Origin of the sequence: Pseudomonas sp. NPDC088429 (assembly GCF_044753305.1) — a bacterium.
Classification (GTDB): Bacteria; Pseudomonadota; Gammaproteobacteria; order Pseudomonadales; family Pseudomonadaceae; genus Aquipseudomonas; species Aquipseudomonas rustica.
Map to the genome: position 1 here is coordinate 1 of NZ_JBIVMX010000031.1, position 20,498 is coordinate 20,498.

Below are 20,498 nucleotides of genomic sequence, written 5' to 3' on the forward strand. Positions count from 1 at the left end.
GCTACACCGAGCCTACTCCGGTGCAACAGCGGGCCATTCCCGCCGTTTTGCAAGGTCGCGACCTGATGGTGGCGGCTCAGACAGGTACCGGTAAAACCGGCGGTTTCGCCCTTCCGATCCTGGAGCGGTTGTTCCCCAACGGTCACCCGGACAAATCCCAGCGTCATGGCCCGCGCCAACCGCGCGTACTGGTCCTGACCCCGACCCGCGAACTCGCGGCCCAGGTACACGAGAGCTTCAAGATCTACGCCCGTGACCTGAAATTCGTCAGCGCCTGCATCTTCGGCGGCGTCGGCATGAACCCACAGGTTCAGGCCATGTCCCGTGGCGTTGACGTGCTCGTTGCCTGCCCGGGTCGTTTGCTCGATCTGTGTGGCCAGGGCAGCGTTGACCTGTCCCACGTGGAAATCCTCGTCCTCGACGAAGCCGACCGCATGCTCGACATGGGCTTCGTGCACGACGTGAAGAAAGTCCTCGCGCGCCTGCCGTCCAAGCGTCAGAACCTGCTGTTCTCGGCGACGTTCTCCAAGGACATCACCGACCTCGCCGGCAAGCTGCTGCACAACCCGGAACGCATCGAAGTGACGCCGCCGAACACCACGGTCGAGCGCATCGAACAACGCGTCTTCCGTCTGCCGGCCAGCCACAAGCGTGCGCTGCTGGCGCACCTGATCACCGCCGGCGCGTGGGAACAGGTGCTGGTCTTCACCCGCACCAAGCACGGCGCCAACCGTCTGGCCGAATACCTGGACAAACACGGCCTGCCGGCTGTGGCGATCCACGGTAACAAGAGCCAGAACGCGCGCACCAAAGCGCTGGCCGACTTCAAGGCCAACCAGGTTCGCATTCTGGTTGCGACCGACATCGCCGCACGCGGTCTGGACATCGATCAGTTGCCACACGTGGTCAACTTCGAACTGCCGAACGTCGATGAAGATTACGTACACCGTATCGGCCGTACCGGCCGTGCCGGTCGTTCGGGCGAGGCGATTTCGCTGGTCGCGCCGGACGAAGAAAAACTGCTGAAAAGCATCGAACGCATGACCAAGCAGAAAATCGCCGATGGCGACCTGATGGGCTTCGATTCGAGCACCATTGAAGCCGAGAAGCCGGAAGTGCGTGAGCGTCCGGACGTGCGTAACCCGCGCAATCCACGTGGCCCACGCGGCGACGGCCCGAATGGCGGCGGCGGTGGCGGCGGTCGTAAAGACAAAGGCAAAGACAAGGGCAGAGAGAAGCCGGCCGGTGAACGTGGCGAGCGTCCTGCCCGTCAGCAGAAGCCACGTGAAGGCACTCCGGCCCGTGAACAGCGTCCAAGCCAACCGCCGCGTGCGGCAGCTGATCGTGCGCCGGACGAGTTCCTCGATGACGATGTGGATAACTTCGGTAACCGCGTTGACTACGTGCCCAAGCCGGCTCCGGCTGGCGGTCGCGGCCGTCGTCCAGGCGCACCGGCTCAAGGTGCAGGCGCAGGTTCGGGCGCACCTCGTGGCGGTCAGCCACAAGGTCGCCAGAACGGCCCGCGCAACAGCAACGGTTCGAGCACCGGCACCCCACCGGCCAAACGCAGCGGCCCGCGCAACGGCGCACCGCGTGATGGTCAGCCGGCTCGTCGCGATGACGCTTCGTCGTCGCGCAACCGCCGTCCGGCCCGTGACGATCAGCCACGCAGCGAGCCAGCCGTGCAAAACCCGCGCAGCACTGGCCCGAAGATCATGCACAAGGAATCGAAAGCCGACCGCTTCCCGACGCCTGAGCAGCTCGATCAACTGCCAAGCCGCCCGCGTGGCGAAAAACCAGCCTTGCTGACCCGCAATCGCTGAGTTAACGCAGCAATGAAAAATGCCCCGCCTCGAAAGAGCCGGGGCATTTTTTATGGACGACCCAAACCCGCTTTCTGTAGGAGCTGCCGAAGGCTCGGGCCGCGATCGGACGATCTTTTGATCTTAGAAAAGCCAACATCAAAAGATCGCAGCCTTCGGCAGCTCCTACAGGGGGAATTGTGTTTTGGCGGGCAATAAAAAACGCCCCCGGCCTTTCAACCGGGGGCGTTTTTGTGGGGCGGGGGAAAGTTACTTAACTTTCACGCCTTCCAGCGAGATGTCCAGATCCGCAGTTTGCGAGGTAGGACCTGGGCCCTTGATCCCGAAATCGTTCAGGTTCAGGGTGGTGGTGGCGTTGAAGCCAGCACGCTCGCCGCCCCATGGATCCTTGCCTTCGCCATTGAACGTGGCCTTGAAGGTCACAGGCTTGGTCACGCCGTGCAGGGTCAAGTCGCCAGTCACGTCAGCGGTCTTTTCACCGGTCGATTTAACGGCGGTGGAGACGAACTTGGCGTCAGCAAACTTGCCAACATCGAGGAAGTCTTTGCTGGCGATGTGCTTGTCACGCTCAGCGTGGTTCGACCACAGGCTGGCGGTTTTCACATCAACGGAGATCTTGCTGGCTTCAGGCTTGGCCGAATCCCACGAGAAGGTACCGTCGAAATCTTTGAAAGTACCGTGGATGAAGCTGTAACCCAGGTGGCTGATTTTCCAGTCAACGAAGGCGTGCTGGCCTTCCTTGTCGATTTTGTAGTCCGCTGCCATGGCCTGAGCCGAGAGCAGTGCAGAACCGATTGCCAGAGCGGCCAGAGTCTTTTTCAACATGCTTTCTTTTCCTTTGAGTCGAGGTTGAATTTCAGGCTTTGCGACCGAGCATTCGCGTCAGGGTCACATCACGATCGATAAAGTGGTGCTTCAAAGCTGCCAACGCATGGAGACCGGAAAAAATTACCAGTATCCACGCCAGCCACAGGTGAATCACCCCAGCGGTATCTGCCTGATCCGGTAGCCCGGAAAGCAGTGCAGGAACTTCAAACAGGCCAAACACCGGGATCCCGACACCGTCTGCGGTGGAAATCAGGTAACCGGCAATCATCACAGCGAACAGCGCGAGATACAGAAACCCGTGGCCGAACTTGGCGCCGAGACGGGTCATGCGGCTGTAGCTTTGCAGCGTCGGCGGCGGTGGGCTGATAAAGCGCCACAGCACCCGTAACACCATCACGGCCAGCAATACCAGGCCGATGCTCTTGTGCAGATCCGGCGCCTCTTTGCGCCAGCTGCTGTAGTAATCCAGCCCGACCATCCACAGACCCAGCGCAAACAATCCGAAGACCACCAGCGCCACGCCCCAGTGCATGAAGATGCTGACCCAACCGTAGCGCGAAGAAGAGTTACGTAGCTGCATTGCCCAAATCCTGTGAGAACTGCGAACCAAGACTAGCGAGTTATCTATCGAATTAAAGCGGAAAATTTCGCTTTGAAATATCGAGAAATACGATCAAGAGTCTGTAAGTGGCGTGTTAAGGAAAGATTAACGGGGAAAGTGTGGCGGGATGTTGTTTCTAAGCAATGGATTTGTGTTGGCAGAGCCGGCCCTATCGCGAGCAGGCTCACTCCTACAGTTGGCCGTATTCCAACTGAAGAAATGCGATCCCCTGTAGGAGTGAGCCTGCTCGCGATAGCAATCTGAAAGGCAAAAAAAAGCGCGGCATAAACGCCGCGCTTCTTCATTCACCGCAAGGCTTACTGCGCCTTGGTCTCGGTCGTTGCAGCAGGCTTGGCCGCTGGCTTCTTCGCCGGCTCAGCCTTCTTCGCTGCCGGTTTCGCCGCAGGCTTTTTCGCTTCGGTTTTAGCCGCTGGTTTCTTCGCCGCAGGCTTGGCCGCCGCTTTCTTCGCTGGCTCAGCTTTCACCGGTGCCGCAGGCTTCGGTGCTTCCACCGGAGCTGGCGCAACTGCCGGAGTCGGCGCAGGTGCTGGTGCTACCGGAGCAGGAGCCGGCTCTGGCGCCTTCACTGGCTCAGGCTTCTTCTCGTCATCCGAACCACCAAACAGGTTGCTGAAGAAGTTACCCTTCTTCGCCGCCACGGCACCCGCCGCCGCTGCTGCAGCCGGCACCACTTTCACCGGTTCAAAGGATTTGCCCGCCGCCAGATCTTCAACCTGACTGGCCGCACGCTGACCGGTGCGCAGTGCGCCTTCCAGCGTGCCCGGGTACAAGGTGTCGGTGTGTTCGCCAGCGAACGCTACGCGTTGCAGCGGACGTTCCCACAGGCGCCAGAACTTGCTGATCTGGCCCGGGCCGTAAGCCAGATAAGCGCCGCCCATCGACGGGTCGGTGCTGTAGCGACGGATTTCATAACCGGTGAACGAGCCACGGGCCTGTGGATAAAACGCGTGCAAACGGATCAGCACCTGATCGACCATCTGCTTGTCGCCGAACGCCTGCATCACGCGGGCATTGTCGCCAGACAGGTTGATCACCACGTTGGCGCCGCCCTTCAGCGCAGGTTCGATCCACAACATGCCGAGACCGGTGTTGCTGTAGATCTCGCCGGACATGCGCGCCTTGGGTTCCCACACTGGCGTCTTGAACTTCAGCATGATCTGGTCGCGCCAGCCGTAGTTGGTGCCTTTGATGGCGGCCATGTGCTGGGCGTCCAGCGCCGGCGTCAGGGCAATCTTGTTCAGCGCACGCAGCGGCACGGCCAACACGACGTAGTCAGCCTGATAACCAACGCTGCCGACTTTGACGGTCACGCCGTCCTTGTCCTGAACGATCGCCGATACCGGCGAGTTGGTCTTGATGGTTTTGATCTGTTTGACGAACGCCTGCGCCAGCACCTGGCTGCCACCGACCAGACGCGAAGCACGCAGGTCACGGTCGGAAACGCCGCGATAAACGCGGTTCTGCTGCGCGAAGTACAGCAGCGACAGACGCGAAGGTTCGTCGTAGTGAGTGCGGATGTCCTGGTTGATCAACTGACGCGCAGTGGCCGGCAGGTTCTGCCGGTCGAGCCAGCTCGCCACGGTGATCTGATCCAGCGCGTGCAGGGTGTTGGTCGCGGCCGGGTTCTGCGGATCATCGATCGAACGCGCCAGGTCATCGACGGTTTTCTCGTAACGCTTGATCGCTTCGGCGGTGGCCGGTTGCTTGGTCGCCAGATCAGCAGCGGAGAAATACTCGCCGTCGATCAGATAACTCGGGGTACGCACGAATTCCGGCGCGGGCGTGGTGCCCAGCTTGAACGTCGACACGTACTTGTTCAGCACCGGCTGCGTCTTGTCGTTGCCGATCCACTCGCTGGTGGCCATGCCCGAGCGCCCGCCCATGCTCGGTTTGGCTTCCAGCAGCGTGACCTGCCAGCCCTTGTTTTGCAGTTCGTAAGCGGCGGTCAGACCCGACAGGCCGCCGCCGATCACGATTGCAGTTTTATCCTTGGCCAGCGCCGTAACGCTGAACAGCCCCAACATCACCAGCGCACAGGCGCGCAGCCAACCGACAGACATTCAGCGAACTCCGGAAATACCACAGAAAAAAGCAGTTGTGCGGGTCAGACGACCCAAAGAACCGCGAAGAATACGTTAGCCATCAAAACGCCGCCAGCGACGTCTATCGGCTCATACAAAGTAGCTCAATCGACACAATGGGTTGTTCCCGCGCGATGCATTGCATAGGCTTGCGCGATTGTTTGCCCGCGCCTGACGCGAGCCGCCTCGAGGAGACTGTAAATGGGCCTGAATAACCAGTGGATGCAACGCGACCTCGCGGTGTTGTGGCATCCCTGCACCCAGATGAAAGACCACGAACAGCTGCCGCTGATCCCGATCAAGCGCGGTGAAGGCGTCTGGCTCGAAGACTTCGAAGGCAAGCGCTACCTCGACGCGGTCAGCTCGTGGTGGGTCAACGTATTCGGCCACGCCAACCCGCGGATCAACCAGCGCATCAAGGATCAGGTCGATCAACTGGAGCACGTGATTCTCGCCGGTTTCAGCCATCAACCGGTGATCGAGCTGTCCGAGCGTCTGGTAAAGATGACGCCGGAAGGCCTGAACCGGGTGTTCTACGCCGATAACGGTTCGTCCTGCATCGAAGTCGCGCTGAAAATGAGCTTTCACTACTGGCTCAATCGCGGCCAGCCAAACAAAAAGCGCTTCGTCACCCTGACCAACAGCTACCACGGCGAAACCATGGCAGCGATGGCGGTCGGCGACGTGCCGCTGTTCACCGAAACCTACAAAGCGCTGCTGATGGACACCATCAAGGTGCCGAGCCCGGATTGCTACGGGCGTCCCGACGGCATGAGCTGGGAAGAACATTCGCGCAACATGTTTGCGGCCATGGAACAGACCCTGGCCGAGAATCATGACAGCGTCGCGGCAGTGATCGTCGAGCCGTTGATTCAGGGCGCTGGCGGCATGCGCATGTATCACCCGGTGTATCTCAAGTTGCTGCGTGAATCCTGCGATCGCTACGGCGTGCATTTGATTCTCGACGAAATCGCCGTTGGTTTCGGTCGCACCGGGACGATGTTTGCCTGCGAGCAGGCCGGCATTCGCCCGGACTTCCTCTGCCTGTCGAAAGCTCTGACCGGCGGCTATCTGCCGCTGGCGGCGTGCCTGACCACCGATGAAGTCTACAGCGCGTTCTACGACGACTATCCAACCCTGCGCGCCTTCCTCCATTCGCACAGCTACACCGGCAACCCGCTGGCGTGCGCGGCGGCACTGGCGACGCTGGATATCTTCGAGCACGACAACGTCATCGAGAACAACAAGGCGCTGGCGCAGCGCATGGCCTCGGCCACGGCGCATCTGGTCGATCACCCGAACGTCTCTGAAGTGCGCCAGACCGGCATGGTGCTGGCCATCGAGATGGTCAAGGATAAAGCCACCAAAGAGGCCTACCCTTGGCAGGAGCGTCGCGGCTTGAAAGTGTTCCAGCATGCGCTGGAACGCGGCGCGTTGCTGCGCCCGCTGGGCAGCGTGGTGTATTTCCTGCCGCCGTACGTGATCACCCCGGAGCAGATCGACTTCCTCGCCGAAGTCGCCAGCGAAGGCATCGACATTGCTACGCGTGACAGCGTCAGCGTGGCCGTGCCAAAAGACTTCCACCCCGGTTTCCGTGATCCGGGTTGATCCGGTTCACTCGCTCGTTCCCACGCTCCGCGTGGGAATGCAGCCCGGGACGCTCCGCGTCCCAAAGCGGACGCAGAGCGTCCATTGAGGCATTCCCACGCAGAGCGTGGGAACGATCTAATCTGAGAGACCCGAAATGAGACTGTCCCGCTTCTTTATCGACGCCCCCCTGAGCACCGGCGAACACGAATTGCCGGAGGCCCAGGCGCATTACATCAGCCGCGTGCTGCGCATGGCCGAGGGCGATGCGGTGCAGATGTTCGACGGTTCCGGTCATGAGTTTCGCGGCGCCCTGCTGGAAGTCGGCAAGAAGCGCGTGACCGTGCAGATCAACGAGCAGTTCGCCGGTCAGGTCGAATCACCGCTGCACATCCACCTCGGTCAGGGTCTGTCCCGTGGCGAGCGCATGGATTGGGCGATTCAGAAAGCCACCGAGCTGGGCGTGAATGAAATCACGCCGATCTTCAGCGACCGCTGCGAAGTCCGCCTCAAGGATGAACGCGCCGACAAACGCCTGCTGCACTGGCGTCAGGTGGCGATCAGCGCGTGTGAACAATGTGGTCGCTCGCGAGTGCCGGTGATTCATCCGCCGGTGTTGTTGGCGGACTGGATCAAGCAGACCGAAGCCGAGTTGAAACTGGTGCTGCACCCGGTGGCGGAGCCGCTGGTGAGTCATGCCAAACCGGCGACGCTGGCGTTTCTGATCGGGCCTGAGGGCGGGTTGACGGATGCTGAGGTTGAGCAGGCCAAGGGCAACGGTTTCCATGCGGCCCGGCTTGGGCCTCGGGTGTTGCGCACCGAGACTGCGCCGGTGGTTGCATTGGCGGTGGCTCAACAGCTTTGGGGTGATTTTTAGGGCCTTAAAAGATCGCAGCCTTCGGCAGCTCCTACACAGTATTCCCCTGTAGGAGCTGCCGCAGGCTGCGATCTTTTGATTTTACTGAACCGGATCACTCACCGGTTTGGCAATAATCGCCTTCAACTCGCTGGTCATCGGAAACTCCAGGTTCAACCCCTTCGGCGGGATCGGCTGTTCAAACCAGCGCTGATAAATCCCGTTGATCTCCCCCGAACGATACAGATCCGCCAACGCGCCATTCACCAGCGCCAGAAACTGCGGATCATCCTTGCGCACCATGCAGCTGTAGATTTCCCGCGACTGCTCCTCCCCCACCACCACCCAGTTATGCGAATCGCGCGCCTTGGCCCGTTCGCCGTAGAGCAGCGCGTCGTCCATATAGAACGCCGCTGCACGTCCCGACTCGAGCATCTGGAACGCCTCGCCATGATCCTTGGCGCTGATCACTGACATATCGAGTTTGTGATCGTGGTTGTAGCTCTTCAGGTAGCGCTCGTTGGTCGTGCCCGCCGTGGTCACCACGTTCTTGCCGCGCAGGTCGTCGAAGCTTTTGATACCGCTGTCCTTGGCCGTCAGCAACTGGCCTTTGACGTAGATGAACCCATAGGAAAACGACACCTGTTTCTGCCGTTCGGCGGTGACGCCGGTGGAGCCGCACTCAAGGTCGACCGTGCCGTTCTGCACCAGCGGAATCCGTGTCTGCGAAGTGACGAGGTTGTACTTCACTTTCAAATCCGGCCGCGCCAGTTGCTGCTGAACGCGCTCGACAATCTTGCCCGCCAGATCCACCGAATAACCCATCGGTTTGCCAGTGTTGTCGCCCACGTAAGAGAACGGCACCGAGGCATCGCGATAGCCCAGGGTGATGCTGTTGGCGTTGGCGATCTTGCCGAGCGTGCCACTCAGCGGCGCCTCATTGGCGTGGGCCTGACTGCCGATCAGCAGTCCCAACGTACAGGCAAGCAACGTGATTTTTTGCATTGTTATTCTCCGTTGTCGGTGTGGTTGTTTGAGCGGTAAAGCGTGTATCAGTTACGCCTCACGGGGATTAAAACCGTGCAGATCGATTGAGGTGCGGTGTTGGCCGATCAGCTCGCTGAGCAACTGTGCGCTGCCGCACGCGAGGGTAAAACCGAGCGCACCGTGACCGAGATTCAGCCACAGATTGCGATAGGCCGTGGCGCCTAACAGTGGCACACCGGTTGGCGTTGCCGGACGCATACCGGCCCACTCGACAGCGGCGTGGTAGTTTCCGGCCTCGGGAAAAGTGTCGCGGGCCTGACGTTTGATCAACGCCAATCGCTGCGGATCGACCGCCGGATCGAAGCCGACAATATCCACCATCGCCGCCACGCGCAGCTGTTCGCCGATGCGCGCGTAGACGATCTTGCGATCGTAGTCGGTGATGCTCACGTCCGGCGCACGGTGCTCGCTGCCGATCGGCACGGTCAGGCTGTAGCCCTTCAGCGGATACAGCGGCAAACGCAAACCGGGCAGCGCCAGCAATGAACTGCGATGGCCGGCGGCGATCACCAGTTGCTCGACGGGCAGCATTTCAGTGCCCAACTCGATTGCGGTGACCGCGCCGTTACTGTGCCGAATCGCGGTCACCGCTTGGCCCAGGCGAAACTCGCAACGCCCGGACGCCTTCAATCGCGCCGCCAGTTGCTGACAGAAACCGTGGCAATCGCCGACCTCTTCGTCCGGCGTATAGATCGCACCCACGAACGGCGCATCGGCCAGCGCCGGTTCCAGTTGCGCGCATTCGCTGGCGGACATCACCTGCTGTTGCTGCGGATCGGCCAGCCCTTTGCGTGCATGCTCAAAACTGCCGGCGTTGCGGAAGGTCACCAGTTTGCCGTTGCGTCGCCAGTTGAATCCGTCCAGCCCATCGTCCTCGCGCCAGCGCTTCAGCGTGCTCTGACTGAACAGCGCCAGACGCAGCAGATGCGCGGCATTTTCACGGTTGACCGAAGTGCGACAGGCGGCAAGAAACGCCACCATCCAGCGCCACTGCGCTGGATCCAGACGCGGACGCAGCTTGAGCGGTGAGTCGCCGCGCAGCATCCAGCCAATCGCCTGCACCGGCACACCGGCATCGGCCAGCGGCGCGACGTAGCGATAGGACAATTGGCCGCCGTTGGCAAAACTGGTCTCGCTGCCGAGCGCATCACGCGCCTCGATCACCGTCACTTCAAAGCCGTCGCGCACCAGCGCATAGGCCGTTGCCAGACCGATCACGCCACCGCCGATGATGCACACACGCTGAGCCATTGCGGCCTCTGAATCCTGCTAAAGACGGATCCGAGGTTAGAGCCAGGTGACAGCCGCCGGACAATGAATAAAGATGCCTTAACCATAAACAAAGGTTATGGAATCGCCATGCGTCTACGTCACATCGAGATTTTCCAGGCCATTCGCCAGACCGGCTCGGTCAGCGGCGCCGCGCAGTTGCTGCACGTCTCGCAACCGGCGGTGAGCAAGGTGTTGCAGCACGCCGAGCAGCAACTGGGGTTTCCGTTGTTCATGCGCGTACGTGGCAAGTTGCAGGCGACCCCGGAAGCGCTCGAACTGGAGCGCGAAGTCGACAAGGTCACGGAAAGCCTGCAAGGCGTGCGGCGTCTGGCGCAGAGCCTACGCCGCGAGCCGGGACACAGTTTGCGCATCGGCGCGACGCCGGCGCTGGCCTTGTCGCTGCTGCCGCCGGCGATTCATCAGTGGACAACGCGCTACCCGGACATCGCCTGCGAACTGTCCAGCGCGCACAGTCGCGAGCTGATGCAGAATTTGTTGATGCGTGAAGTGGATGTCGCGCTGACGTTGCAGTTGCCCGATCACCCGGGATTGAAGGCGCAAGCGCTGGCGTCTGGGGTGTTGGTGGCATTGGCGCCGAAGGATTTCTGGCCGGTTGAAGAGGCAGGAAAACCGTTACCGTTGATGGCGCTGGCGGGGGCGTCGTTGATTGGTCTGTCGAGTGCCGATCCGTTGGCGGCGCGGCTCGACAGTTACCTGGAAGCGGTCGAACCGCCGCCGTTGGTGCGGATTGCCGTGCAGACGTATTCACTGGCGCGGGCGATGGTGGAATCGGGTGCGGGGGTGGCGGTGATTGATCCGTTTACTGCGCTCGGCGCGTCATCGGCGACCACCACAATTCGCCCATTGGCCCCGCCGTTGCCGATCACCCTGTACGCCGTAACCCGCGCCAGCGAACCACCGCCGCATACCCTGAATGACCTGCTGAAAATCTTCAGCGATCGCGCGCAAGAACAACTCAATAACCTGAACCCTGCATAGAACTAATGTGGGAGCGAGCCTGCTCGCGAATGCGGTGTTTCATTCAACAAAGATGTTGCCTGAACTGACGCCTTCGCGAGCAGGCTCGCTCCCACAGGGGATTGGGGATGATTCTGGTTAGAGGACATAAAACATAATCGCCACAAAGTGCAGCAGACTCCCGGCGATCACGAACAAATGCCAGATCCCGTGCGCATGCCGCAAGCGATGATCAAGGGCAAAAAAGATAATCCCCACCGTGTACAAAACCCCGCCCGACGCCAGCCAGGCAAACCCGGTCGTGCCCAGCGCCGCGATCAAAGGCTTCACCGCCACCAACACAATCCAGCCCATCACCGCGTAAATCACGATCGATAGAATCCGCGCTTCCGAACGCGGTTTGATCTCTTGCAGAATACCGATCAGCGCCAGCCCCCAGACAATCCCGAACAACGTCCAGCCCCACGGCCCGCGCAGGGTTACCAGGCAGAATGGCGTGTAACTGCCGGCGATCAACAGGTAGATCGAAAAGTGATCGACCTTCTTCATGATCGCTTTCTTGCGCCCGCGCACGCTGTGGTACACGGTCGAGGCGCTGTAGAGCACCAGCAAGGTGAACGCGTAAATCGCCACACTGACAATCTTCCACGGGCTGCCGTCGAGGCAGGCGATCACCAACATCCACACGCCACCCACAAATGCTGCCACCGCCCCGACCAGATGGGTCCAGGCGTTCAATCGTTCTCCGTGATACATGTATTGCTCACCTCACATTCGTTACCGCAGCGCGCAAGGCTCGGGCCTTGAGCGTAAAAGCGCAATGTTTCTGTTCAAAGCCAAGATCAAAAGATCGCAGCCTTCGGCAGCTCCTACAGGTGATCGCATTCCAATGTAGGAGCTGCCGAAGGCTGCGATCTTTTGATCTTCCGTGCACAATCGGCCGATACCAAAAAGAGTCCGCGCCATGCTGATCGACGAAGAGTTGACCCTGAAAAAACTCGAGGTGTTCCTCGCTTTCATGCGCACCGGCAACCTCGCCCGTGCTGCGGCCGAGCTGCAGACCAGCAACGTCAGCGTGCACCGCGCCATTCATTCGTTGGAAAGTGCCTTGCGCTGCCCGTTGTTCAAACACGAAGGCCGCAACCTGACGCCGCTGGAAAGCGCTTACGTCCTCGAAGAACGCGCACAGAAACTGATCAACGACGTCGTCGAAAGCGTGCGCCTGACCCGCGAAGCAGCCGGATTCTCCGCCGAACGTTTCAAACTCGGCTCCCTGTATTCGCTGACGGTAAAAACCGTACCGCAACTGATCATGGGCCTGAAGATCCGTCGCAGCGAACTCAACATCGACCTGATCCTCGGCTCGAACATCGACCTGCTCTACAAGCTGAAAAACATGGAAGTCGACGCGATTCTGGTGTCGCTGGACGACAGCATCAACGACCCGGACTGCGAGCAGATTGCGCTGTTCTCCGACGACATCTTCCTCGCCACCCCGGCGGATTCAAAGTTTGCTCAGCGCAGTGAAGTCGATCTGGCGGAAGTGCGTGATGAAACGTTCATCACCTTGACCCAGGGCTTTGCCACGCATCAGGACGGCAACCGGGTGTTCAAGCAGGCGGGGTTCGAGCCGAAAGTGGCAATGCAGGTGAATGACATTTTCACGCTGCTGAGCATGGTCAGTTCGGGGGTGGGTTATGCGTTGCTGCCGGGGCGGATTGCGGCGGTGTATGAGAACCGGGTGAAGCTGATTCCGTTGCAGGCGAAGTATCGGTTGCAGCAGCACATCGGGGTGGTGTTTTTGAAGGCCAAGGAGCGCGATCCGAATTTGTTGGCGTTGTTGGCGGAGTGTCGGATGTATGCGAATCGGCAGTTGGCGGATTAACAGCAGATCAAGAGCTTACCCCCTCACCCCAGCCCTCTCCCCCAAGGGGGCGAGGGGGAAAGGGAGCAGATCGGGGGCTTTTCAGAACTTGAGTTCGACTCAGAACTTTCAGGTCGATGTATACCGCCAAAACACCTCGGTCAGTCCCCTCTCCCTCCGGGAGAGGGTTAGGGTGAGGGGCTTTTGATCTTCAGCCCACAATCCCGCGAACAATGAAGAACAACAGCGATGGCCCCAGCAAGCACCCCAGCCCGGTATGGAACGTCGCCGTCAACGCCCCATAAGGCACCAACCGCCGATCCGTCGCCGCCAGCCCAGCTGTAACGCCGCTGACAGTCCCGGCCAAGCCACCAAACACCATCGCCGAACGCGGGTTATCCAGGCCCATCCAGCGCGCCGCGACCGGCGTGCCGACCATCACCAGAATCGCCTTGATCAACCCGGTGGCAATCGACAGCGCCATCACATCCGACGTCGCGCCAATCGCCGCGCCCGTCACCGGCCCGACAATGTAAGTCACCGCGCCCGCGCCAATAGTGGTCATGCTCACCGCATCGCGATAACCAAACGCCCAGGCCATGCACGCGCCAACAATGAACGGCAGGATCGTACCGAGCAACAGCGCAATCACACCAATCAACCCGGCCTTCTTCGCCTCGGTCGCCTGCACTTCAAACGCCGTGGCCACAATCGCAAAATCACGCAGCATCGCCCCGCCCATCAGGCCGATGCCGGAGAACAACGTCAGGTCCGCCAGGCCTTTCTGCCCGCCGGTCATGGTGCCGCCGACCCACGCCAATACCAGACCAATAACGATGGCAATCGCCGAGCCGTGAATGCGTCCGAACGTCAGGCGTTTGGACAGAATCACCGACACCCACATGATCACGCCGACGAAGGCGAATGCAGTGACCAGACCGTTGTGTTCCAGACCTTTTTCGATGAGATCCCACATATCAGCGACCCCCTACTGGCGTGCCGACCGGGGAGATTTCCAGCGGTTCGTCAGGCAACGGCTCACCTTTGTGGGTGCGGCTGATCAAGGCAATCGTGCAGCCGCAGACCACCACCGAACCAATCGCGGCCAGCACCGCCACCGTGCCGCCATGCAGCGCGGTGACGACGTTCTGTTGCGCGGCCATCGCCACCACCACCGGAATGTACATGGCGCCCCAGAAGCCGACGCCCATCTCGCAATCCTTGGTCATGCCGCCGCGTTTCTGCATCCACAACCGCGCGCAAATCAGCAGGATCATGGCGATGCCGACCCCGCCGACGTTGGATTTGACGCCCAACAACGCGCCGAGCATGTCACCCATGATCACCCCTGCCAGCGTACAGATCGCGAGCAGCGCCACACCGTAAATAATCATTGTTGTAGTCCTCAAAGTGCATCGTCGAATGTTGTTTTTGTTGTTCGAAGCTTGAGTCGCGGCGGTTTAGGGTTGGCGGCTACCCTCCTCACGCAGCAGCGCTTGCAGGGTGTCGAGGCGAGCGCTGTCGAAGGCCGTCACGGTGCCTTGTTCAAACACCCGGCGCGCAAGGCCGGTCAGGACTGCACCGGGCGGTAATTCGATCTGTAGCCGCACGCCGCGCTCGTAAGCGCTTTGCACGGTGCCGCGCCAATCCACCACGCGGCACATGTTGAAGGCGAGGTCGTCGCGCAACGCTTCGACTTTGCTCACAGGGCGTGCGCGACTGCCGCTCAGGTAAGCGATCTGCGGTGTCTTCAACTCGACTTTGGCGAAGGCCTCAGCGAGGGTTTGCGCCGGTTTTTCCAGCAGCCGACAGTGCGACGGCACGCTGACCGCCAGACGCTTTACCAGACCGGCGCCGAGACTGCGCGCCAGATCCGCTACCGTTTGCATCGCCTCGTCACTGCCAGCAATCACCACTTGGTTGTCGGCGTTGATGTTGGCCAGATACACCGGCGAATCCTCGCTGTGCACCTGCGCCAGCAGCGTTTCGACTGTGGATAATTGCAGCCCGATGATCGCGGTCATGCCGTAGCCCTGTGGATAAGCCTGTTGCATCAACTCACCGCGCAGGCTGACCAGGTGCAACGCATCGCTGAAGCTCAAGGCCCCCGCAACCACTGCTGCGGGATAAGCGCCGATGGACAGACCGGCGACGTAATCCGCCGTGAGTCCGTCCTGCAACAACTGCCGTGAAGCCGCGACACCAGCGATCAGCAGGCAGAGTTGAACCGCTCTTGTCGTGCACAGTGCCTGAGTAGAATCGAGCAGCAAAACATCTTCACCAAGCACATCACTGGCCTCGACCAGCGTTTCCCGAGGCAAGCGTTGAAGCATGCCCGCCTGCTGCGCGCCCTGGCCGGGGAATACCAACAAGCTGCTCACGCTGCCTGCTCCTGCGGGTTCCACGGATCAATCACCAGACAGGCCTGATGAGCGTTTTTCAGCAGCACGCGCGCCGAGCCGCCGGCCCACTCACGCAACGCCACAGCACCGAATGGCGTCTGCAATTGCATGTCGATCCGGCACGCGGCTTGATCGAAAAGCTCAACGAACTTGCTTGCCTGATTACGCGTGATCATCTGCGGTGTCCGCAAAATCAAATCGAGATCGCTGGCCGCGTGCATCGCGGTAAAGCCACTGGCCAATTCAAACCCGACACTGCCGCTGACACCCCAGACCCAACCGCAATCATCGAGCATCGGCCGCAGTTGTTTGAGCGCCTGCATGACTGGCAGAACGCGCTCGCTGTCGATCTGACACAGCGCTTCCGGGCTGACCCGACAGGCAATCGAATCAACCGCCATAAACGCCGCCAAGCGCTGCTCGCGCAACACACCGCGCACGCCGACCGCGATAAAACCCTCATCGCTCAGCGCCCGCCGCACCACCACCGGTTGCCCGGCGCTGAGCGACTCGACGGCCCACAACGGCGCATCCGCCGGCAGCTGCGCCGGGGTCATGCCCCAGAGCAGATCGTGGGCCAGAGGGGTGCTCACCACTGCGCCCTCAACAGTTCGCGCACACGGCTGGAGGCAGCACGATTTTTTGCGCCGAGACGATTGCTCAAGTCAGCACCGGTGATATCACCGATGGCTTGCTTGAGGCACTCGTTGACCCTTGATAGATCCTCCGCCGTTGGCTGTTCAATCTGCTGCACCGACAAGGTTTCCCAGAGCAATCCGAGGCTCGCATAACTGTCGATGTCATAAGCCATTGGCGGCACACTGGCGGCCAGCGCTTCCAGTTCTTCAACACTGCGCAACGTCACCCGCGCCGCCGACGCCTTGCCCATCGCATGCACCATCACGCCCGGATCGCGCAGCGCGATCAGGCGGTTGGCCTGATAACCATGAGCGAGAAACGCCCCGGACATCGCTTTCCCCACCAACAACGCAATCACCGGATGCCCGGCCAAACGCGCACGGGCATAACTGTCCGCCGCCCCGGCCAGCGCCTGATGAATGCCGAGCGCTTCTTCGCGCCGACCATAAGCCTGGCTCGGCACATCGACGATGGCGATGATCGGACGCTTCTGGGATTTATCACGATCAGCAGTGATCGCATCATCCACAACCTTGGCCAGACCCCAGCCCTCAAGCAAGCCGACTTCGCCATTGCGAGCACGCGGAAAACGATTGTCCGGATCAGCGACCACGGCGATAAAACGCCCCAGCTCACCGTCAGCAACCCTCAACGATGGCGGCAGTCCTTCAACACTTTTGGCGCCCGCGCTCAAGGCGTTGAACCAGTTCAAACCGCGCAATGAATAGCCGCTCATGAGCGCTCTCCTTGATACAGATCGCGAACCACTGACGGTTCGATTTGCGGGTCAGTGTTCAGACTGCCAAGGCGTTGCAGGAACCACTCGGCGCGCTGGCTCCGTGGTTTCGCTGGCAAACCCTGCTGCAGTAATTCACCAACCTGCTGACGAATCTTCGCCACGTCATCGGCGACATAACGATCCACCAGACCACTGGCAAACCGCTGCTCGCCGCCAGTCACGCTCCAGATGAAGGGCCGGTCGCGAGAGTCATATTCTTCGATCCCCGCTTCCTGTTCGATGACCTGCGGGCCGTTCAAACCAAGGCGCGCTTCCTGAGTCACCAGCAAATAACTGCACAGCGCCGCCGCAATCGACATGCCGCCGAAACACCCAACGCTGCCCGCGACCACACCGACCACCGGTTGGTACTGCTGCAAATCGACAATCGCCGCATGAATATCAGCAATCGCCGCCAGCCCGAGATTGGCTTCCTGCAAACGCACGCCACCGGTTTCCAGCAGCAACACCGCGCGGGTCGGAATGCCTTTACGGTTGTCTTCAGCCGCCAGTTCCAGCGCGCCGGCAATCTTCGCCCCGCCGACTTCGCCAAGGCTGCCACCCTGAAAGGCGCCTTCAATCGCGGCAATCACCACCGGCAACCCGTCGAGGCTGCCCTTGGCGATCACCACACCGTCATCGGCCTGCGGCACCACGCCCTGACGTTCAAGCCACGGCGACATCACCCGTTGAAACGGATCAAGCAACTCACGAAAGCTGCCGGCATCGAGCAAGGCTTTCGCCCGTTGCCGCGCGCCGAGCTCGACGAAGCTGTGTTTGTTGAGCAACGCTGCGCTGTCAGTCATGGCCGATCTCCTCGAAACCTTGTTCCAGACGCAAGCGAACCACGCCCGGCGTCGCGCCGAAATCGTGGATATCGATGGCCATTGCCGGCGGCGTGGTGCCGTCGAACATCCGCGCGAACAGGTGCTGCCAGCGCAGTTGCGCGCCGTTGACCGAGGTCTGCACATTGATCGTCAGCTTGCCGGCCAGGCCCGGTTCGATCAGCACTTCCAGATCACCCGAGCCGACACAACCGACCAGCGCGCGACCGCGTGGCGGCTGCCCGGCGGGGAATTCAAACGATAGGGTTTCCATCAAAACGCTCCCTGAAGGATGCCGTTGTGCTCGATACGGTCGAGCAGCAGCGTGGCGGCGAGCAAGTCGGCGGCGCCACCGGGCGAGGCATTCAATGCGATGAGTTGTTGATCCAGTTCGTGCAAGCGACGACGACCGCTGAGGCTGGCGCTGCCGCCAGCGTCGAGCACGGCTTGCGCGCCGAGTTGCATGGCCTGCAAACCCTCTTCGCCGGCGCGGTAGAGCACGCAGGTGTCGGCCAGATTGGTCATGATTGCGAGCAAGGCGTCGAGCCGGGCGTTCTGTTCGCCGCTGGCGTTGGCGCGGCTGCGTTTGAGTTGTGGCAGACCGCGTTGCAGCACCGAGGGGAAGCCGAGTTGCGCTTCTTCCCGAGCGCCGCGTGCGCCGTAACGCAGGGCGACTTGCGCGCCATGGCTCAAGGGTTTGGGGGCGTGGCGATCGTCCAGCAAGGCCAAACGTGCAGCGCGCAGTGAGACTGCGTTGGCACTAGAGGATTGTGGTTCCAGCGCAGCGGCGGTCACCAATAATCCCAAGGCCCAGATCGCACCACGATGTGTGTTCACACCGTTGGTGGTGGTGAGCATCGCTTGTTCGCCTTCGCGCCCGATGCGACCAATCGCTTCGCGCAACGTTGAATCGACTTCACCGATTGCAACCGCCGCTTCAGCCATTTCCTTGAACGCCGGCCACAACGACAGTGCCGAAGCGTGCATCAGGCCCAAGTGCAGATCGGTGTGCGCGCCGTTGCCGCGACGGTCGACCAGTGCCGGTTTCGGCGACAGATCGGCTTCGTCGATCAACGCGTCCACCGCCAGATCGGCCAATCGATCAGCCAGGGACAGCGGTTTCGCTTGCAGGTTAAGTGCGTGCATTACCAGCTCCTGAATTTCGCGGGCGGGTTGTACAGGCCGCCGGACCACTCGACCAGATCGGCCACGCTTTTCGCCGCGAGCAGTTCGCGGGTGGCGTCGGTGCGGCGGATGCCGAGGTCTTCGGGCAAGGCGATCAGGCCTTCGCGGCGCATGCGTTCGGTGTCTTTCGGGTTGTGGCGCAGGCCGATGGCGGTGACGCCTGCAACGGCGGCGATCATTGCCTGGCGCTCTTCCAACGAACGCGCCTTGTACAGGTAGGCGATGCCTTCTTCGGTGAGCAGGTGGGTGACGTCGTCGCCGTAGATCATGATCGGCGCCAGCGGCATGCCGCTTTTCTTCGCCACTTCGACCGCGTCGAGGGTTTCGACGAAGGTCGGTTTGCCGCCCTCTTGGAACGTCTCGACCATTTGCACCACGAGTTTTTTGCCGCGTTCGAGCATCGGTTGCTGCGAGTCGTCGTGGCGCATGTCCAGCCACGCCGGGGTGCCGTGACGCCGACCGCGCGGGTCGTGGCCCATGTTCGGCGCACCACCGAAACCGGCGAGGCGGCCACGGGTGACGGTTGAGGAATGGCCATCGCCATCGACCTGCAACGTCGCACCGATAAACAGATCCACCGCGTATTGTCCGGCGAGTTGGCAGAACATCCGGTTGGAACGCAGCGAGCCATCGCGACCAGTGAAGAACACGTCCGGACGCGCGGCGATGTAGTTTTCCATGCCCAGTTCGGTGCCGAAGCAATGCACGCTTTCGACCCAACCGCTTTCAATCGCCGGGATCAATGTTGGGTGCGGATTGAGCGTCCAGTTGCGGCAGATCTTGCCTTTGAGGCCGAGGGATTCGCCGTAGGTCGGCAGGATCAATTCGATGGCGGCGGTGTTGAAACCGATGCCGTGGTTGAGCGACTGCACGTTGTGTTTTTCGTAGATCCCGCGAATCGCCATCATCGCCATCAGTACGTGCACAGGCTTGATGTGACGTGGATCGCGGGTGAACAGCGGTTCGATGTAGAACGGCTTGTCGGCCACCACGACGAAATCGACCCATGACGCAGGAATATCTACCCGGGGCAGTTCGCTGACGTCGTCGACCAATTGGTTGACCTGAACGATGACAATGCCGTCGCTGAACGCGGCCGGTTCGATCAGCGCCGGGGTGTCTTCGGTGCTCGGGCCGGTATAGATGTTGCCGGCACGGTCGGCCATGAACCCGGCCGAGAGCACGACGTTGGGGATCAGATCCACCACCAGCCGGGCGTAGAGTTCGATGTAAGTGTGAATCGCGCCGACTTCCAACAAGCCGTCTTCGAGCAACTGGCTGATGCGCAGGCTCTGGGTGCCGGCGAAGGAGAAATCGAGCTTGCGGGCAATGCCGCGTTCGAACAGATCCAGATGCTCAGAGCGGCCGACGCTGGGCATGATCATGTGCAGGTCGTGGAGTTTTTCCGGGTCGGCTTTGGCCAGCGAACGCGAAAGGAAATCCGCCTGCTTCTGGTTGTTGCCCTCCAGCACCACACGGTCGCCGGGATGGATCAGCGCTTCAAGCGCGGCGACGATCTTGTCGGTGGGCAACACCACACCGTCGGCCAGCCCGCGCACCTTGTCGAGGCGGCGCTGCTTCTCATCGCGCCGCCGCGTCCAGCGCGAGTCGGGGGAAATTGTTGTTGTCATGCTCACTCCACGGGGTTCGCTGTCGTGGAGCTAAGGTAGGCGCGTGGGGTGGGGGCATCAATCAAGCACGGTGGTGAATCA

20 protein-coding genes are annotated in these 20,498 nt (G+C 61.0%); 5 read left to right on the forward strand and 15 right to left on the reverse strand.

Translation table 11 applies throughout. The features are described 5' to 3' along the window. Positions 1 to 1,823 (forward strand): DEAD/DEAH box helicase (locus tag ACIP66_RS16630; RefSeq protein WP_400649216.1); only part of this gene is annotated, 1,823 nt, incomplete at its 5' end. Between the two features lie 249 nt (positions 1,824 to 2,072). Here the strand turns inward: ACIP66_RS16630 and ACIP66_RS16635 are convergent. From ACIP66_RS16635 to ACIP66_RS16645, 3 genes are all read right to left on the reverse strand, one after another. Next, a complete protein-coding gene (locus tag ACIP66_RS16635; protein ID WP_159811867.1) occupies positions 2,073 to 2,648 on the reverse strand; it encodes a YceI family protein in 576 nt (191 codons plus the stop codon). A gap of 31 nt (positions 2,649 to 2,679) precedes the next feature. Beyond that, complete coding sequence (locus ACIP66_RS16640) at positions 2,680 to 3,231, reverse strand: cytochrome b (protein ID WP_053124660.1); 552 nt, start codon at positions 3,229 to 3,231, stop codon at positions 2,680 to 2,682. Positions 3,232 to 3,569: 338 nt separating this feature from the next. Further along, the gene (locus ACIP66_RS16645; protein WP_282358746.1) at positions 3,570 to 5,333 is read right to left on the reverse strand and encodes a flavin monoamine oxidase family protein; all 1,764 of its coding nucleotides are present in this window, start codon (positions 5,331 to 5,333) and stop codon (positions 3,570 to 3,572) included. A gap of 222 nt (positions 5,334 to 5,555) precedes the next feature. Here ACIP66_RS16645 and ACIP66_RS16650 point away from each other — a divergent pair, with 222 nt between their 5' ends. Then, entirely contained in the window at positions 5,556 to 6,962 is a 1,407-nt protein-coding gene (locus ACIP66_RS16650; RefSeq protein ID WP_212550140.1) for an adenosylmethionine--8-amino-7-oxononanoate transaminase, read from the forward strand. 136 nt (positions 6,963 to 7,098) lie between these two features. Next, positions 7,099 to 7,818, forward strand: a complete 720-nt coding sequence (locus ACIP66_RS16655) for a 16S rRNA (uracil(1498)-N(3))-methyltransferase (protein WP_212545068.1) — start codon at positions 7,099 to 7,101, stop codon at positions 7,816 to 7,818. Positions 7,819 to 7,899: 81 nt separating this feature from the next. Here the strand turns inward: ACIP66_RS16655 and ACIP66_RS16660 are convergent, their stop codons facing one another. Continuing rightward, positions 7,900 to 8,802 carry a transporter substrate-binding domain-containing protein gene (locus ACIP66_RS16660; protein WP_400649221.1) on the reverse strand — a complete coding sequence of 301 codons (903 nt, stop codon included), beginning with the start codon at positions 8,800 to 8,802 and terminating at the stop codon, positions 7,900 to 7,902. Positions 8,803 to 8,853: 51 nt separating this feature from the next. Further along, positions 8,854 to 10,095, reverse strand: coding sequence for a D-amino acid dehydrogenase (locus ACIP66_RS16665; RefSeq protein ID WP_400649223.1), 1,242 nt, complete (start codon positions 10,093 to 10,095; stop codon positions 8,854 to 8,856). Between the two features lie 108 nt (positions 10,096 to 10,203). Between ACIP66_RS16665 and ACIP66_RS16670 the strand changes: the two genes are divergently transcribed. Then, positions 10,204 to 11,115, forward strand: a complete 912-nt coding sequence (locus tag ACIP66_RS16670) for a LysR family transcriptional regulator (RefSeq protein WP_400649226.1) — start codon at positions 10,204 to 10,206, stop codon at positions 11,113 to 11,115. A 117-nt stretch (positions 11,116 to 11,232) separates the two neighbouring features. Here ACIP66_RS16670 and ACIP66_RS16675 read toward each other — a convergent pair whose 3' ends face one another. Then, positions 11,233 to 11,850 carry a hemolysin III family protein gene (locus tag ACIP66_RS16675; protein WP_053124673.1) on the reverse strand — a complete coding sequence of 206 codons (618 nt, stop codon included), beginning with the start codon at positions 11,848 to 11,850 and terminating at the stop codon, positions 11,233 to 11,235. 208 nt (positions 11,851 to 12,058) lie between these two features. Here ACIP66_RS16675 and ACIP66_RS16680 point away from each other — a divergent pair, with 208 nt between their 5' ends. Beyond that, positions 12,059 to 12,979: a LysR substrate-binding domain-containing protein gene (locus ACIP66_RS16680; protein WP_064388098.1), complete on the forward strand. Its 921-nt coding sequence runs from the start codon at positions 12,059 to 12,061 to the stop codon at positions 12,977 to 12,979. A 190-nt stretch (positions 12,980 to 13,169) separates the two neighbouring features. Here ACIP66_RS16680 and madM read toward each other — a convergent pair whose 3' ends face one another. The 9 genes from madM to mdcA form a co-directional block, all read right to left on the reverse strand. Further along, complete coding sequence (gene madM / locus ACIP66_RS16685) at positions 13,170 to 13,934, reverse strand: malonate transporter subunit MadM (RefSeq protein WP_095049482.1); 765 nt, start codon at positions 13,932 to 13,934, stop codon at positions 13,170 to 13,172. A 1-nt stretch (position 13,935) separates the two neighbouring features. Continuing rightward, positions 13,936 to 14,352, reverse strand: coding sequence for a malonate transporter subunit MadL (madL, locus tag ACIP66_RS16690; protein ID WP_053124679.1), 417 nt, complete (start codon positions 14,350 to 14,352; stop codon positions 13,936 to 13,938). A 66-nt stretch (positions 14,353 to 14,418) separates the two neighbouring features. After that, on the reverse strand, positions 14,419 to 15,339 hold the full coding sequence (gene mdcH / locus ACIP66_RS16695; protein ID WP_400649229.1) for a malonate decarboxylase subunit epsilon: 921 nt from the start codon (positions 15,337 to 15,339) through the stop codon (positions 14,419 to 14,421). Continuing rightward, entirely contained in the window at positions 15,336 to 15,956 is a 621-nt protein-coding gene (locus ACIP66_RS16700) for a malonate decarboxylase holo-ACP synthase (RefSeq protein ID WP_400649232.1), read from the reverse strand. The genes mdcH and ACIP66_RS16700 overlap by 4 nt, the downstream gene beginning before the upstream one ends. Continuing rightward, on the reverse strand, positions 15,950 to 16,735 hold the full coding sequence (gene mdcE, locus ACIP66_RS16705) for a biotin-independent malonate decarboxylase subunit gamma (RefSeq protein WP_400649235.1): 786 nt from the start codon (positions 16,733 to 16,735) through the stop codon (positions 15,950 to 15,952). Before mdcE ends, ACIP66_RS16700 begins: the two co-directional genes overlap by 7 nt. Then, the gene (locus ACIP66_RS16710; RefSeq protein WP_400649237.1) at positions 16,732 to 17,583 is read right to left on the reverse strand and encodes a biotin-independent malonate decarboxylase subunit beta; all 852 of its coding nucleotides are present in this window, start codon (positions 17,581 to 17,583) and stop codon (positions 16,732 to 16,734) included. The genes mdcE and ACIP66_RS16710 overlap by 4 nt, the downstream gene beginning before the upstream one ends. Then, the gene (locus ACIP66_RS16715; RefSeq protein ID WP_007913697.1) at positions 17,576 to 17,875 is read right to left on the reverse strand and encodes a malonate decarboxylase subunit delta; all 300 of its coding nucleotides are present in this window, start codon (positions 17,873 to 17,875) and stop codon (positions 17,576 to 17,578) included. Before ACIP66_RS16715 ends, ACIP66_RS16710 begins: the two co-directional genes overlap by 8 nt. After that, positions 17,875 to 18,747, reverse strand: coding sequence for a triphosphoribosyl-dephospho-CoA synthase (locus ACIP66_RS16720; RefSeq protein WP_212545076.1), 873 nt, complete (start codon positions 18,745 to 18,747; stop codon positions 17,875 to 17,877). Before ACIP66_RS16720 ends, ACIP66_RS16715 begins: the two co-directional genes overlap by 1 nt. Beyond that, positions 18,747 to 20,417: a malonate decarboxylase subunit alpha gene (mdcA, locus tag ACIP66_RS16725; protein ID WP_007913685.1), complete on the reverse strand. Its 1,671-nt coding sequence runs from the start codon at positions 20,415 to 20,417 to the stop codon at positions 18,747 to 18,749. The genes ACIP66_RS16720 and mdcA overlap by 1 nt, the downstream gene beginning before the upstream one ends. Positions 20,418 to 20,498 lie beyond the last annotated feature (81 nt).

Bases quoted from the DNA above. Each gene is read 5' to 3' on its own strand.
- ACIP66_RS16715 (WP_007913697.1), bottom strand. From the start codon at position 17,875: ATGGAAACCCTATCGTTTGAATTCCCCGCCGGGCAGCCGCCACGCGGT.
- ACIP66_RS16655 (WP_212545068.1), top strand. From the start codon at position 7,099: ATGAGACTGTCCCGCTTCTTTATCGACGCCCCCCTGAGCACCGGCGAA.
- ACIP66_RS16635 (WP_159811867.1), bottom strand. From the start codon at position 2,648: ATGTTGAAAAAGACTCTGGCCGCTCTGGCAATCGGTTCTGCACTGCTC.
- madL (WP_053124679.1), bottom strand. From the start codon at position 14,352: ATGATTATTTACGGTGTGGCGCTGCTCGCGATCTGTACGCTGGCAGGG.
- ACIP66_RS16670 (WP_400649226.1), top strand. From the start codon at position 10,204: ATGCGTCTACGTCACATCGAGATTTTCCAGGCCATTCGCCAGACCGGC.
- ACIP66_RS16645 (WP_282358746.1), bottom strand. From the start codon at position 5,333: ATGTCTGTCGGTTGGCTGCGCGCCTGTGCGCTGGTGATGTTGGGGCTG.
- ACIP66_RS16650 (WP_212550140.1), top strand. From the start codon at position 5,556: ATGGGCCTGAATAACCAGTGGATGCAACGCGACCTCGCGGTGTTGTGG.
- ACIP66_RS16660 (WP_400649221.1), bottom strand. From the start codon at position 8,802: ATGCAAAAAATCACGTTGCTTGCCTGTACGTTGGGACTGCTGATCGGC.
- mdcA (WP_007913685.1), bottom strand. From the start codon at position 20,417: ATGACAACAACAATTTCCCCCGACTCGCGCTGGACGCGGCGGCGCGAT.
- ACIP66_RS16640 (WP_053124660.1), bottom strand. From the start codon at position 3,231: ATGCAGCTACGTAACTCTTCTTCGCGCTACGGTTGGGTCAGCATCTTC.
- madM (WP_095049482.1), bottom strand. From the start codon at position 13,934: ATGTGGGATCTCATCGAAAAAGGTCTGGAACACAACGGTCTGGTCACT.
- ACIP66_RS16675 (WP_053124673.1), bottom strand. From the start codon at position 11,850: ATGTATCACGGAGAACGATTGAACGCCTGGACCCATCTGGTCGGGGCG.
- ACIP66_RS16665 (WP_400649223.1), bottom strand. From the start codon at position 10,095: ATGGCTCAGCGTGTGTGCATCATCGGCGGTGGCGTGATCGGTCTGGCA.
- ACIP66_RS16720 (WP_212545076.1), bottom strand. From the start codon at position 18,747: ATGCACGCACTTAACCTGCAAGCGAAACCGCTGTCCCTGGCTGATCGA.
- ACIP66_RS16680 (WP_064388098.1), top strand. From the start codon at position 12,059: ATGCTGATCGACGAAGAGTTGACCCTGAAAAAACTCGAGGTGTTCCTC.
- ACIP66_RS16710 (WP_400649237.1), bottom strand. From the start codon at position 17,583: ATGACTGACAGCGCAGCGTTGCTCAACAAACACAGCTTCGTCGAGCTC.
- mdcE (WP_400649235.1), bottom strand. From the start codon at position 16,735: ATGAGCGGCTATTCATTGCGCGGTTTGAACTGGTTCAACGCCTTGAGC.